A 14,005-nucleotide genomic window follows, 5' to 3' on the forward strand; every position below is an offset into this window, starting at 1 on the left:
TTTTCTTATTTTAGGGGAAATATTCGTGCCTCAGTTCACTGTGCTGTTTAGCGAATGGAACTCTATCCTTTCATGAATTTGTTATCGTACAGATTAAAGTATTTAAGCTAAAAAAATGCCTCATGACTATAGATCTAAGAGACAAAAAGTACCGGTTGATTGAGTACATCATGGCTATCGAGGACAAACAGACACTGGATAAAGTCGAGAATGCCATAAATAAGGCGTCAGATCAGAACTTCAAAAAACAGAATGAACTTGAATCTGCTGTACGTTCAATACGCACTCAAGTTACTTTAGCAGATATTGATCAGGAACAGCCATACGAGCCTTTGAATTATGCGGCCTTTAAACAGTTGGCAGATCAAATTGGTATTGAAGGTGATATTGACGAGTTGTTAGCAGACATTGCTGATTAAGGTTGCCCCAATGGAAGTAGAGCGTGGATAGCCGTTCCACACAGGTAAAAAAAGGGAATGAAACTTGGATTCGAGTAAAAAAGAAGACAACTTTGTAAATACAAAGTGATTACAATTAAATCATGGTATATGGAGATTTCAATCATTCAAATCGGAAATTCGAAAGGGATTAGACTCGCAAAAACTATCTTAGAGAGATATGATATCACGGATAAGGTTGAGTTGATTTTCAAAGAAGGGTTTTTGATTTTGAAACCTGTCAAAAAGCCCCGGGATGGATGGGACGAAGCCTTCAAAAAAATGGCAGATAGAGGAGACGATGAATTATTGATTGATGATGTTTTTGAAGATGAAAACTGGGAGCTATGAAAATATCGCAATATGAAATAGTCATAGTGAATTTAGATCCCACAATTGGTAGTGAGATTAAGAAAACCAGACCTTGTGTAGTCGTTTCACCGAATGAAATAAACGATTATTTAAGGACCATAATCATTGCTCCGATTACTTCAAAATCTAAAAATTATCCAACAAGGATTGAAATAAAAGTGAAAGGGAAGAAAAATTGGGTGGTCATTGAACAGATCAGGACAATAGATAAAAGACGAGTGTATAAAAAGGTCGGAAATTTGACGGGTGCTGAAATTTCAGAAGTAAAAGAGGTGATTAAAGAAACATTTGTTGATTAAAAAAGACGCCTTTGCATAACAAAGTGTATGCGCTCACTCCCGTTGCTTAAACGCTCAAACCTTGCACACAAAGACCGTTAGAGCTCAATCTCCGGTGTTTTCAGAAATGAGTGATATAGATGCGGAAGAACTTAGCATTTCGGCTTTAGCGGATGCGAATACCACTCAAAAGTACCACTCCCAACACTACCCTTCCATATTATTCAAAATCAGCTCCGCCAAATCATAGACCATCACCTCTTCCTGCTTGTCTTTGGCTTTGATGCCATCGCCCATCATCGTCAGGCAGAAGGGGCAGTTGGCGGCTACGACTTTGGCACCGGTTTCCAGGGCTTCCTCGGCACGCTCGATGTTGATGCGCTTGTTGCCGGGCTCGTCTTCCTTCCACATTTGAGCACCGCCGGCCCCACAGCACAGGCCGTTGGACTTGCAGCGCTTCATTTCCACCAGGTCGGCATCGAGGGTTTGCAGCACTTCGCGCGGGGCTTCGTACACGCCGTTCACACGGCCCATGTAGCAGGAATCGTGGTAGGTGATGCGCTTGCCTTTGAACTCACCGCCCTCTTTCATTTTGATGCGGCCTTCATTGATGAGCTCCTGCAGCAGCTGAGTGTGGTGCACCACCTCGTAGTTGCCGCCCAGTACCGGGTACTCATTTTTGATGGTATTGAAACAGTGGGGGCAGGCCGTCACCATTTTCTTTACATTGTACATGTTGAGTACCTCAATATTTTGCAACGCCTGCATCTGAAAAAGGAACTCATTGCCAGCGCGGCGGGCGGGGTCACCGGTGCAGCTTTCTTCGTTGCCCAGAATGGCGAAATCAACGCCAACGGCATTAAGGATTTTACAAAAGGCCACCGTGACTTTCTGCGCCCGGCTGTCAAAGCTGCCGGCACAGCCTACCCAAAACAAAATTTCCGGCTCCCGGCCTTCTGCGGCCATTTCTGCCATCGTTGGTATGCGGAGATTACTCATATCTTATTTGCTTTTCTTTCTTGCTGAATTACCCTTCTTTCATAGCTTCCTTCGCCCACTTGTCCCGGTCGTCGGGTATAGCCCAGGCAGAACCACTGTTTTCCAAGCTGTTGAACATCGGCAGCCAATCCTGAGGCCCTTGTGATAAGGTCAGGATTTCGTAGCGCCGCATCTTCAGAATGGGCTCGAGTGGATTGATTAGGACCGGACAGGCCTCTACACAAGCATTGCAGGTCGTGCAGGCATGCAGTTCTTCCGGTGTGGTATAATCGAACAGCGTCTTGCCGTCGTCATAGTTGTCTTTGCTGAGCGGCTGACTCTTGTCTTTGGCAAACTCATCGGAGCCTGTATCCAGATTGCGGCCAATTTCCTCTGCCCGGTCGCGGATGTCCATCATTACCTTACGTGGAGACAGTTTTTTGCCGGTGATGTTGGCCGGGCAAACCGCCGTGCAGCGGCCACATTCCGTACAGCTGTAGGCATCCATGACGTTTTTCCAGCTCAATCCAAATACATCACTTGCACCAAACTCGGGCAGCTCTTCGCTCATGTCCGCCTCATCAAAAGCAGCCTCCGGGTCCATCATACTGCGGACCTCTTTGGTGATTTCATCCATATTGTCCATCTCGCCGCGGGGCTTCAGGCGGGCGTAGTAGGTATTGGGGAAAGCCAGCAGAATGTGCAGGTGCTTGGAGTACGGCAGGTAGTTGAGGAAGGTCAGCACCATCGCAAAGTGAAGCCACCACCCTACCCTTTCCAGGATGATCAGCGTGCCTTCGCTCATGCCGCCGAACAAGGCCGGCCCGAGCCAGCTGCTTACGGCCAGCGTACCAGTGTCTTTGAAGTGCTCCGGGTCCATTTGCTGCAGCACCACATCCGTGCCATTCATGGTAAAAATGCCAATGAGTAGGATGATCTCAAAAATGAGGATGAGGTTACCATCCAGGCTCGGCCAGCCCTTCATTTCGGGCTTTTTGAAGCGGGGCAGCTTAATCAGGTTGCGGCGGGCCAAGAAGATAAAGGTGGCGAAGAAGGTCAGCAGGGACAGTACTTCAATAAAGCTGATGACAAAGGTGTAGAAGCCGCCCAATTTGTCCGCGAAAAAGCGGTGCTCGCCGATGATGCCGTCAATGAAGATTTCGATCAGCTCAACCTGAGTGACGACAAATGCGGCGTAAATAATGAAGTGCAGAACCGCCGGAATCCAGCGCTTAAACATCTTTCGCTGCCCGAACGCCACCAGCAGTACATTGCGCCAGCGCTCTCCCGTGTCACCGGTTACCGCTTCGTCCTGCCCCAGCAGGATATTGCGCCGGACTTTACCAAAAGCTTTTACAGCAACACCTATGGCTACTGCGCTAATCAGAATGAAGGCAATCTGTTGTACCATATACTTATTATCTTTACTCAGCGAATTTTCGCTAAAATAAGGTATCCCTGCGGAAATATAAGCCATATTTCCGGTTCTTTACTAAAAAGTGAGACGCAGTCGGGCAGATTGTGGCGTATTTCACTAATTTTGAGGGATGCACAGCGCGATATACCGACGATAAAGTGGTCTCCGATAAAGATCGGAGCAGCAAACCTACTTTATGTCGGCATAAACGCTGGAAAGTGACCTGCGCTTGCCCTGATAAGCTTGACTTCATCAGTGGCCTGTCCTGACAAGCTACGCTTCGTCACGGGCAGATTGCGGCGTATTTCACTAATTTTGAGGGACGCATAGCGCAATAAAATGCCGACCACAATGAAGATACTCAACCACAGCCAGATTCAACAGAAAATTAAGCGCCTGGCCATAGAAATACTGGAAGACAATTACGAAGAACCGGAACTCATTCTGGCGGGCATCAATAATAATGGTATGGAGTTCGCGCAGATGTTGATGCAGGCTTTGCTCGACATTACCGATCAGCACATCACGCTCACCCGCATCCGGCTCAATCCTGCCGCTCCGCTTAAAGAGGGTATCAACCTGGAAATGCCCGCCTCAGAACTGGAGGGCAAAACCATCATTATTGTGGATGATGTGGCCAATACCGGGCGCACCATTTTTTACGCTACGCAGCCACTCATGAGCGTACTCCCCAAAAAGGTGGAGGTTGCCGTCCTGATTGACCGGACGCACAAGACTTTCCCGATAAGGGTGGACTATGTGGGCCTTTCTCTGGCTACCACGCTTATGGAAGATATTGACGTTCAAATCCGGGATGTGAGCGAGCAATCTGTATTTCTCAACTAGTGCTTTTTGCAGCTAACGTAGCCTGTAGTTCAGGCATTTTCGCTTTCATTGCCGCATAGCCGACATCATGAATTTCCTGGTATTTATTTAGATGCAAAATGGTGTACTTGCGGATACCTTCCGGCTCCACCAGCAAATCGCAGAGGTCAATGCTGGGCTGGGTATTGGCTAAAATTGATAAATCGAAGCAGCGCTGAGCGATGCCGAAAACATTTTTCACCTCATTATTCTCTGCAATAAGCGTAGGCATGACATTAACACCCAACACAAATTCAGACTGATCCCGAATGGCCGCAACGGGCATATTCTCCAGCAATCCCCCATCCACATACTGCTGCCCGTCAATTTCCACTGGCTGAAAAATGAGCGGGATGGCAGAGGAAGCAGCAACCACATCGAAAAGCGGCCCACTGTTCCGGATTTCACACGCACCGGTATTCAGATTGGCAATGGCAATATAGCAAGGCAGTTTGAGCGCCTCAAAGCTATCCTCGGCAATGGTTTCCTTTAGGCGCTCTTGCAGGTAGGTATGCTTGGTAAGACCAGCATAGGGCAGCCCCACTTTAAAAAACTTGAACAAGCTGGCCTGCTTGACCAGTGCCAGTATTTCAACCGGCGATTTGCCGGATGCGTACAGCGCGGCCACGATAGCTCCGGCACTGGTACCGGATAGCACATCCGGTTTGATGCCATAGTCTTCTAAAGCCTGAAGCACACCGATATGCGCAATACCGCGTGCGCCTCCTCCGGAAAGGGCAATCCCCAGTTGATATGGTTTTTCCATGTTGGAAGATTAACAAGGCGGGCCTGTTGCCAGGGCCCGCCTTGCAGGTTGTTTTTGATCTTTATCTAACCATCAGTGGCTCTGTCCAGATATGCTGTCCATTGCGGAATACAACATTGTAGAGGCCCGCTGGCAGTTGGCCGAGGCTGAGCGTATGCGTACCATAAAGGTTGCGCAGTTGCTGTACGGGCTGCCCCAAAGCATTGAAGAGGGTAACCTGTTCAACATCTACTGTGGTTTCTACCAATACCGTACCTTTTGCAGGGTTCGGGAAGACCTTCACCTGCTGCCCAAGCTCCTGATCCACCGTATTATCGATAAACTGCACATCCTCCAGATAGCGGGGAATGATCTGATAACCCTCATCAAACGGGCTGTCGGAGTCAAACTGACCACCGATGCCGGTAATGGAAAGCGGAGAATTACCAGGGGAAAGGGAACCTGCCAGGGTCGTGTTATTGTCAATACGTACGGTAAAAGTATTCACCCCATCTGTCACTTCCACATTAAAGGAGGCACCGGAATCATCCCATAACGACGGTTCTACAAGGGTCACACCAAATAAATTGACTAGACTGGATTCAGTCGACTCATTAAGTGAAGTGACTAGTTCCGGATCCACCAGACTGTTACCTGTACTCACCACCTCCAGCTCTTCCAATCCAATCTGCGTTAAGCCATTAAACTGCTCAATCATACCCCGGACCACCAACTCATCGCCCTCGGTTACCGTATAGCCAAAGTCCTCGCTGGCACTGAAGACGCCAATGCCTTCGCCGGTTGCATCTATGAGGGTGAATTGCAGGCCACTGCCGCGCAGATTGACACCGTATACGATGCCCTGCAATTCACAGGCAACGCCCAGGGAATCGGCCACGCCATCATTATCTACAGTAGTCACAGTGCCTATGCTGTAGGGTGGGAAGTCTGATCCACCACTGCCTGAGTCATAAGGGTCAATATCTGCCATATAGCGGGGCAGCAGCTGATAGCCTTCATCAAACGGTGAACTGCTGTCAAACTGCCCGCCAATACCCGTCACATTGAAAGTGCCGGTTGGAGCGGGCAAATCGAAGAGGTCCACATCGTTATCAATACGCACGGTGATGGTGTTGGTGCCATCAGTGACGTCTACGTTGAAGCCGGAGAAGCCGTCTCCCCATGCAGCGGGATCAACCAGTGTGACGTTTTCAATCGTGACGAGCTGAGACTCGGTTGCTTCGCCAAGTGCGGTGATAATATCAGGAGTTTGCAGGGCATTATCAGCTGAAATAAAAGTGACGTTCTCCACTTCAACCTGTATCAGGCCATTGAACTGATCAACCACACCTTCCACGAGCACCTGATCACCTTCAGTGACAGTATAGCCAAAGTTTTGGTTGCCACTAAATACGCCGATGCCATCTCCAGCCTCGTCAATGATAGTGAACTGCAGGCCCTCCGGACGGAGGTTTACCCCATGCACCACACCACGAAGGGCGCAGGTCACACCAAGAGAATCGGCGGCGCCATCTGCATCAGTGGTGGTCACCGTACCAATTGGGTACTCCGGATAATCCACGGGGCAAAGCACATTCACGGTTACCGTTGCGGAGGAACAGCCATCCGCATCACAAATTTCATAATCGAAAGTCGCCTCGCCACAGAAACCGGCATCCGGAGCGTAGTCCACCTGATTGTCTGCATTGAGCACAGCTGTACCATTGGTATTTGCACCGGTCGTCAGTTCCACGGAAGTCAGTGGGTTGGGGGTTTGGTCATTGGCCAGGATATCAATGGTGATCCCGGTTTCAAAATCGGTAGTCACGACATCATTATTTGCGGAAATCATAGCTGTGCCACTTGGGCTGTAGGTACCAACTGGTACGGGAACAGCCGCACCGGCATTAGTCGCCTCATCGTCCAGCGCATTCGGGCCGCTAAAGGACCAGTTACCGAGCACAAAAGTACTGCCATCCGGCCCGGTACCATCAACCCGGTAGGCCCATCCATCCTGGTATTCCCATGCAGTACCAGTGCCATCCACATTGATCTCACCGAAGACGTCGATGACGTTGCCCTCAAAAAACAGCTCTATCGCATCGTCCCCATTAATACTTACGGCAGCACCAGTTTCATCTGTGAAATCCGGGGCAAACCCAAAGAAATCCTGGAAGGCTATACCGTCCCCACTCGTGAGATACAGGTATTGCCCTTCGGAAGCGCTAACGGCCGGGAAGGTGTATTCTTCCCCATCCGTACCACCGCCGTTGGTGGCAGAACCTACACCGTAGACACTCAGGTCGGCAATATCTGCAGTGGCGTAGACCTCAATGCCTTTAGGCAGGCCACCAGGCAGCGGGCCATCGTATACTGCGGTCAGGATAAGTGCGGGGTTGCCAGCAGGTGCGTTTTCCACCGTGACCGTACCCACCATGCCCAGCCCCGCATGCGGGTCACATTGATAGGTGTAAGTCCCGGGGATGGTAAAGACATATTGGTAAGTCCAGGCGCTGGAGCTGGCGTTGCCGTTGCTAAAGCTTTCCGGGTTGTCCGGATAGACCGATTGGTCGCCGTTTACATTATGGAAGCCGTTGAGGTTAGTCCAGGTAACGGTATCCCCTACGCTGATGGTCAGGTTTTCGGGGCTGTAAAAGTTGCTTTGCACATCAACGGCAAAGTTTTGTTGGGCCTGCACACAAAACGAAAGTGCAGTGATCAGCAGGAGAAGTGTCATCATTCTTTTCATAAAACGGAATTTTAGTTTTGACTGAGTGCAGCACAAAAATAGGGCAAATGGAAGCAAATGGCTGAATGCCAGCCTAAATCTTTGTGTTAAGTATTTGACTGAGGAAATGAGCGCCGGTTTTTGGGCTGTCCAAAAGCACGAAGCGCCTGCCAGGCAGTGCCGGCAGACGCTTCGTCATAAGTGTTTCGTAAACTAAGCGCAGATAGCAAGAAGTAGCTTAAGCACTTCTGTTGCAACTGCACAAAAACGGAACGTCATCAACGCTTAGAAAATCACTTTCGCACCTATCTGCAGGCGCCAGGTGTTGCCAAGAACGTTGGTTGTTGTGCGGTAAGTTTCAGTTGGAAACTCAGATGTACCTCCAATTGTGTTCAAACGGTATACCGGCTCGCCAGCATCGTTCACACCGCGGTAGTTGAGGAGGTTACGCTGCCATGGCACTTCAGGCACACCCCACTCACTCTTAAACATGTTTCCAATATTGATAAAGTCAAAAGAAAGCTGCAGCTTAGGCATGTCCTCTTTTCCAAAGAAGTTCACATCCTGAAGAATACGCAAGTCAAAGCGGTTCACCCAAGGCAAGAGTGCGCCGTTTCGCTCAGCTACTTCACCGCGAATTTCGCTCAGGTAAGGATCCTGGTCGATGTAAGCGTCAAGCAATGCCTGCTGACGAGACTCAGAGATGGTCTCACCGTCAAGTTCGAAGGCTTCAAAATTCAGCTCACTTGCAGAATTAGGAACGTAAATCAAGCGATCAGAAGCATCACCGAAGTTACCAGAGTAGGTGTAGGAGAATCGGCCAAAGTCGCCGCCTTCGTAGAATACGCTAAGTGTTGTTCCTCCCTTCTGATAGCCGAGGTTACCAATAACACGGTTAGGCTGATCGAATCCAGCGAAACCAAGCTCCGGGTTGTTACGGTTTTCCTGAACAGTAGCTGTCCACAGAGAAACGGCCTGAGAACCACCAGCTGCATCAAGATCACGTGCACGTGAACGCGTGTAAGCAGCCATGGCAAAGAAGCCATTATCAAATTGCTTGGAAAGCTGAACAGTCGCCGCGAAGTAGTCTGCCTTTTCGCTTGCATTGGTCAGGTAGAAAACGTTGCGGAAGTCTTCGTCATTGCTGTAACCACTCAAACCTGGCTGATCTGTCCAGTAGCCACGCTGATCAGGACCGTTGAAGGTCTCGTCAGCATCACGCAGTACGGCGTTGTAAGCAACAGGCGTGTGCACGTCACGGTTGTACATGAACTCCAACGTCAGATCAATACCACCAGGCAGTTTCTGGTCAAGACCAATGTTTGATCTCCAAACCTGTGGCAGGCGGAACTCTGTGTCTGTCAGGTTCAGCTCATTGGAAAGCGTCTGACCTGGATTTTCAGGATTGTAAGCGGTTACGTCAGGGTTAAAGACGATACCCTCATCGATTACTTCCTGACCTTCGAAGCCAAGGCCACCCCGAACTACACCGGAGCCGTTAACCTGGTTGGAAAGCCATACGAAAGGAATACGGCCGGAGAACAGGCCTGTACCACCACGGATAACCGTACTGCGGTCACCATTCACATCATAGTTGAAACCTACACGTGGAGAGAACAGTGGGTTGACATCAGGGAATACGCTTACGTCAGGCATAAAGGTATCGCCATCATTGTCTGTGAATGTTTTGTTCTCTGCAGCAAGCAGTTCGTTCTGAGGCAGATCAATTGGGTAGAACGGCAGGTCTACACGCAAACCACCAGTAAGCTTAAAGTTTTCATTGACCTGATATTCGTCCTGAATGTATACACCAATCTGACCGAACCGGGTCTCATCGGTAGGAGGCGTGGTAGAGCCGTCAAGTGCGTAGCTTTTTGCGAAAGCGTCAGGGAACACAGACTGATCCTGATTGATGACCGCATCAACAAAGTTCTGATAACCGATAAAACGGTAGAAGCCGTTGAATACCGGGTTAAAGGCATTGTCGAAGGTCATGTACTCGAAGTTGACACCGGCAGTAACCGTGTGGCGATCGAGGAAGAAAGTAGTATTATTGGTAACGTTGAGCACGTTATTTTCAAGCAGGTTGCCTACGCTGAACAGCTCGTTACCCATAGTCATGTAGTAAAGGAGGTTGCCAGATGCATCCGGCTCCAGGACTTCGATGAAGGGGAAGGCCTGATCACCAGGAATACCACGGCGGGGGTCAGCAATCTGAGTGTAACCTACGTTCAACTGATTGGACACTTTGTTACCGAAGATAGAGTTCAGTTCCGCTACATATGAGCGCACATTGCGGTCATTAGTGTAGTTGTTGTTACGGAAGTTGATGTTCTCCACGCCCTGACGGGTAGTATTCCGGTAGCGGGTCTGAATGAAGCGAATAGAGTTGTTGTTGGTAGGGATATCGCTGAAAGAAGAGTAATCATTGAAGCGGAAGCTCGCTTTGTGATTCTCGCTGATGTTATAGTCAAGGCGAACATTGATACGCTGCTGCTCAGAAGCGAAGCCATATCCATCGGGAGCACCAACGTCATAGCCATAGAGGCTCTGAATCTGGTCACGTACGAAGTTGGCTTCCTCAATTGGCACGCGTGAGATTACCAGGCCATCTGGCTCTTCACCTGGCCGTGCAGCACTCTTGATGAAAGGAGGAGGAGAGGTTTCCACTTCTCTTTCGTAAGCAGCAAAAAAGAACAGTTTGTTCTTGATGATTGGCCCACCCAGTGTAGCACCGTAAATCTCGTTGCGGGAGTCAGGAATGTCTATCGCCAAATCGCCAACTCTGTTACCCTGCATCTGATCGTTGCGGATGAGGTAGTAGGCAGAACCACTAAACTTGTTGGTACCAGACTTGGTCACTGCGTTGACAGAAGCACCGGTAAAGCCAGAATAACGCACGTCGTAAGGTGCCAGGTTTACACTAACCGCTTCGATGGCATCCAGAGAAATTGGATTGCCGCCTGCAAACTGTGCAGAGCCAAGACCAAAGTTGTTGTTATAGATGTTACCATCTATGGTGTAGTTGTTAAAACGGGAGTTGGTACCCGCAAAAGACGTTCCGTTAGACTGTGGCGTCAAACGCGTAAAGTCATTGATGCTACGGCTGATGGTTGGCAGTGCAGTGATCTTTTCTGAAGAAATGTTCACGGCAGAGCCTGTTTTGCCATCAGTAAAGCGGCTGTCGCGATCCGCTAAGACGAGTACCTCGTCAATAGCAACTGCGCCATCACTCAGTTCAAAGTCAATGATGGAAGAGTTGCCCAGCGTAAGGAAAATCCCTTCCTGCTTTTGGCTTTCGTACCCAACATAGGTGACTTCAATTTCGTACGGGCCGCCAACACGCATACCCTGGATCGTATAGTAACCAGAGGCGTTTGTAAAAGTCCCGTAAGTTGAACCGGAAGGCGTGTGTACGGCACGGATGGTAGCACCAACTAGTGGCTTAAGACATAAATAATTGATAATTTTAAACGTTCTTTGACAGAAAATACCATGGGAAGAGGCCAAGCACCGGCTGCCCCAATCCCGATGACTCTACTACAAAAGGAGATATTGCAGGATATAGGGCGCCGGCATACGACAAGCCAGCAACTAGCCAAGCGCATCAAGCTATTGCTAATGGCCAATCAAGGACAAAGCAATTCCCACATCAAAAGGGAACTGGATATTTCACTGAATACGGTAAAATCCTGGCGCAGGCGCTGGGAGGCAGACTATGATAATTTGGTATCCTATGAATCGTATTTGGAGAATCAAGAAGTGAGCCCCTTGGATTTACGCAAACGTTTAATCAGTACGTTAAAAGACTCGCCTCGTTCGGGAGCGCCGAAAACCATCACCTTAGCCCAGGAAAAACAGATCATAGCCCTAGCCTGCGAGCCCCCAGCCGATTACCAGGTAGAAATGGCTGATTGGACGCACGAGATGCTGGCCAAAGTTGCCATAGCGAAAGGCATCGTGGCCAGTATTTCCTCCCGGCAAGTAGGGAGGATTTTAAAAAAGCAGCCCTCTTCAGCCTCATAAATCAGAGTATTGGCTATTCCCAAAGATCGAAGATTGGGGAGCCTTCGTGCTCAGGGTTGCTTTGGTTTGCCAGTTCATTCTCGATTCTGTGCTGCGCAAGCACCCCAACCGCCATGTCATAAGCATCGACGAAAAAACGGGTATCCAGGCTATAGAGCGTGCCAAAGGTGCAGCCCCCAAAAGCAAGGGGGCACACCAACGGGTGGAATATGAGTACATCCGTCACGGTACAACGACGCTGATTGCCGCTAACAACGTGGAAAATGGCCAGGTCATCAATTACCGTATGGGAGACACTCGGGATGAAACAGATTATGCTGACTTCATCAAATGCACCGTCCATGCACTGCCAGAAATGGACCAGGTTATTATTTTGTCCGACCAGCTCAATACCCATATGTCGGAATCGCTGGTCCGCTGGATTGCCGAGTGCGAAGGGTATGATGAAGGCCTGGGCACAAAAGGCCGGGAGGGCATCTTAAAAAACATGGTAACTCGTAGGCGTTTCCTGGAAAAAGAAGAGCACCGTATCAGATTTGTCTTCACGCCCAAGCATTGCTCCTGGCTCAACCCAATCGAAAATTGGTTCGCTAAGCTGCAGCGTCATGTGATTAGCAATGGCAATTTTTCTTCAGTCGAAGAGCTACAAATCAAAATAGAAGCCTACGTGGCTTTTTACAATGAGTGCTTGGCTAAACCTCTAAAATGGAAATTTAAAGGCTTCGACAAGGACCGGGAACCTCTCATTTAAATTGTCAGAAACTTATGTCTTAAGCCACTAGTTCTGTGCCATCGGTATCAACGACACGACCGCTGATACTACTAGTCGTGATCTGAGCATTAACTGCCAGGCTTAGCAGCAAAAATGCACACAAACTAAGGAGTTTGGTCCTCATAAGAGTTGAAATTTAAAGTTCGGAGTGTAAAAAATAGTGAGTTCTGAAATTTAAATCATTACAGGGCATTTCCTATAATTTACGCAAAGGTAAATACGGTATGTTAAGTTAATGTAAATAAGGTTTTATTTTGTGTATAAAAATCTCCTGCCCCGGCACAACACACTTCCCGGTCAAAACCTTATACTTTCGTTTGGGGGGCTATGCCAAAACGTTTCTAAGAAAAGACAGGCACTCCAAATTTTATCCCGAAACCTAATACGTATACGATTCGTTTTTTTCTATAAGATTTAGAAACAAATACCTTAATATCCTCGTTATTAGCCTAACAAATGCACAAAAACCTAACCCAAACTCATGCGAACACTTTTAATCTGTGTGGGCTTACTACTGCTCGCACCTGCCCTCGGGGGGCAAAAAATGTCGAACCCCTCTTTCGACCTATCTTCTGTTGTTTACGAGCAGCGTATTCCTTCCACTCCTGTTGCTTCAGTCAAACATTCGGTTAGCAGACCCCTGATCAGTGCGCACAGAGGTGGGCGCTTTATTGCCGGCTACCCGGAAAATGCATTGGAGACGTTCCAGTTTGTTGCTAAACAAGCGCCGGTTATAGTAGAGTGTGATGTGAATATGTCCGTCGACAGTGTCCTTTTCCTGCTCCACGATAATACCCTGAACCGGACAACTACGGGCTACGGGCCGGCACAGGAAACGCTTTGGTCAGAAATTCACGATCTTTTCCTAAAGGATGACTATGGCACCGTTACCCGTTACCACCCGCCCAGCCTGGAGGAGGTCTTGCACTGGGCAGGCAGAGGATATCAAGTTACACTTGATGTGAAACGGGGCGTACCTGTAGAAATAGTAGTGAAAACGGTGCGGAATATGGGGGCGATTGATTACGCCTCTGTCATCACCTATAATTATGAAGATGCACTTAGGGCTTATCTTGAAGACCCGCGGATCAAAATCTCCGTCAGCATTCGCAATGAGGAAGAACTCAAACGCTACATAGATGGACCGTTTAACCTTAAAAATCTTATGGCTTTTACCGGCCTTACAGAGCGGCCCGCCTCATTTTACCGGCAGCTTAAAGACGCTGGTATCACGGTGATTATCGGAACGATCGGCAACCTCGACCAAAGCGCGACTGCAAAGGGCGACCGCGTTTACCACCAACTCTACAAAGCAGGTGCTGATATTTTGGCTACAGACCGCCCGCTGGCCGTTCATAAGGCGTTTTTGGATTGAAAATTTTGAAGCC

Annotated in this window: 13 protein-coding genes; 7 read left to right on the plus strand and 6 right to left on the minus strand. The window is 48.8% G+C overall.

The annotated features are described in order from the left end of the window. Window positions 1-122: 122 nt before the first annotated feature. The 3 genes from IX84_RS24560 to IX84_RS24570 all read left to right on the plus strand — a co-directional run bounded on the left by IX84_RS24560 (window position 123) and on the right by IX84_RS24570 (window position 1,108). The gene (locus IX84_RS24560) at window positions 123-419 is read left to right on the plus strand and encodes a hypothetical protein (protein WP_044227114.1); all 297 of its coding nucleotides are present in this window, start codon (window positions 123-125) and stop codon (window positions 417-419) included. Window positions 420-548: 129 nt separating this feature from the next. Next, complete coding sequence (locus IX84_RS24565) at window positions 549-788, plus strand: AbrB/MazE/SpoVT family DNA-binding domain-containing protein (RefSeq protein WP_044227117.1); 240 nt, start codon at window positions 549-551, stop codon at window positions 786-788. Next, window positions 785-1,108, plus strand: coding sequence for a type II toxin-antitoxin system PemK/MazF family toxin (locus IX84_RS24570; RefSeq protein ID WP_044227119.1), 324 nt, complete (start codon window positions 785-787; stop codon window positions 1,106-1,108). Before IX84_RS24565 ends, IX84_RS24570 begins: the two co-directional genes overlap by 4 nt. Window positions 1,109-1,294: 186 nt before the next feature. On the opposite strand, the gene IX84_RS24575 is transcribed toward IX84_RS24570, so the two are convergent. Beyond that, window positions 1,295-2,086, minus strand: a complete 792-nt coding sequence (locus IX84_RS24575) for a (Fe-S)-binding protein (RefSeq protein WP_044227121.1) — start codon at window positions 2,084-2,086, stop codon at window positions 1,295-1,297. 28 nt (window positions 2,087-2,114) lie between these two features. Further along, entirely contained in the window at window positions 2,115-3,542 is a 1,428-nt protein-coding gene (locus IX84_RS24580) for a (Fe-S)-binding protein (RefSeq protein WP_238578335.1), read from the minus strand. A 291-nt stretch (window positions 3,543-3,833) separates the two neighbouring features. Here IX84_RS24580 and IX84_RS24585 point away from each other — a divergent pair, with 291 nt between their 5' ends. Beyond that, window positions 3,834-4,328 (plus strand): phosphoribosyltransferase family protein, encoded by a 495-nt coding sequence (locus IX84_RS24585; protein WP_044227124.1) that lies wholly within the window; start codon window positions 3,834-3,836, stop codon window positions 4,326-4,328. Here IX84_RS24585 and IX84_RS24590 read toward each other — a convergent pair. The 3 genes from IX84_RS24590 to IX84_RS24605 form a co-directional block, all read right to left on the minus strand. Further along, window positions 4,321-5,112, minus strand: a complete 792-nt coding sequence (locus IX84_RS24590; protein ID WP_052516364.1) for a patatin-like phospholipase family protein — start codon at window positions 5,110-5,112, stop codon at window positions 4,321-4,323. The genes IX84_RS24585 and IX84_RS24590 overlap by 8 nt on opposite strands. Window positions 5,113-5,173: 61 nt before the next feature. Continuing rightward, window positions 5,174-7,840 carry an Ig-like domain-containing protein gene (locus IX84_RS31495; RefSeq protein WP_081968928.1) on the minus strand — a complete coding sequence of 889 codons (2,667 nt, stop codon included), beginning with the start codon at window positions 7,838-7,840 and terminating at the stop codon, window positions 5,174-5,176. 264 nt (window positions 7,841-8,104) lie between these two features. Next, complete coding sequence (locus tag IX84_RS24605; RefSeq protein WP_081968929.1) at window positions 8,105-11,329, minus strand: TonB-dependent receptor; 3,225 nt, start codon at window positions 11,327-11,329, stop codon at window positions 8,105-8,107. Here IX84_RS24605 and IX84_RS24610 point away from each other — a divergent pair. Then, complete coding sequence (locus IX84_RS24610) at window positions 11,300-11,845, plus strand: helix-turn-helix domain-containing protein (RefSeq protein ID WP_152605135.1); 546 nt, start codon at window positions 11,300-11,302, stop codon at window positions 11,843-11,845. The genes IX84_RS24605 and IX84_RS24610 overlap by 30 nt on opposite strands. 46 nt (window positions 11,846-11,891) lie before the next feature. Continuing rightward, entirely contained in the window at window positions 11,892-12,596 is a 705-nt protein-coding gene (locus IX84_RS24615; protein WP_052516191.1) for an IS630 family transposase, read from the plus strand. Window positions 12,597-12,615: 19 nt separating this feature from the next. On the opposite strand, the gene IX84_RS34365 is transcribed toward IX84_RS24615, so the two are convergent. Further along, entirely contained in the window at window positions 12,616-12,741 is a 126-nt protein-coding gene (locus IX84_RS34365) for a hypothetical protein (protein ID WP_262501666.1), read from the minus strand. 357 nt (window positions 12,742-13,098) lie between these two features. On the opposite strand from IX84_RS34365, the gene IX84_RS24620 reads away from it, so the two are divergent. Further along, on the plus strand, window positions 13,099-13,992 hold the full coding sequence (locus tag IX84_RS24620) for a glycerophosphodiester phosphodiesterase family protein (RefSeq protein ID WP_044227127.1): 894 nt from the start codon (window positions 13,099-13,101) through the stop codon (window positions 13,990-13,992). Window positions 13,993-14,005: the final 13 nt, after the last annotated feature.

This window comes from Phaeodactylibacter xiamenensis, assembly GCF_000759025.1.
Lineage (GTDB): Bacteria > Bacteroidota > Bacteroidia > Chitinophagales > Saprospiraceae > Phaeodactylibacter > Phaeodactylibacter xiamenensis.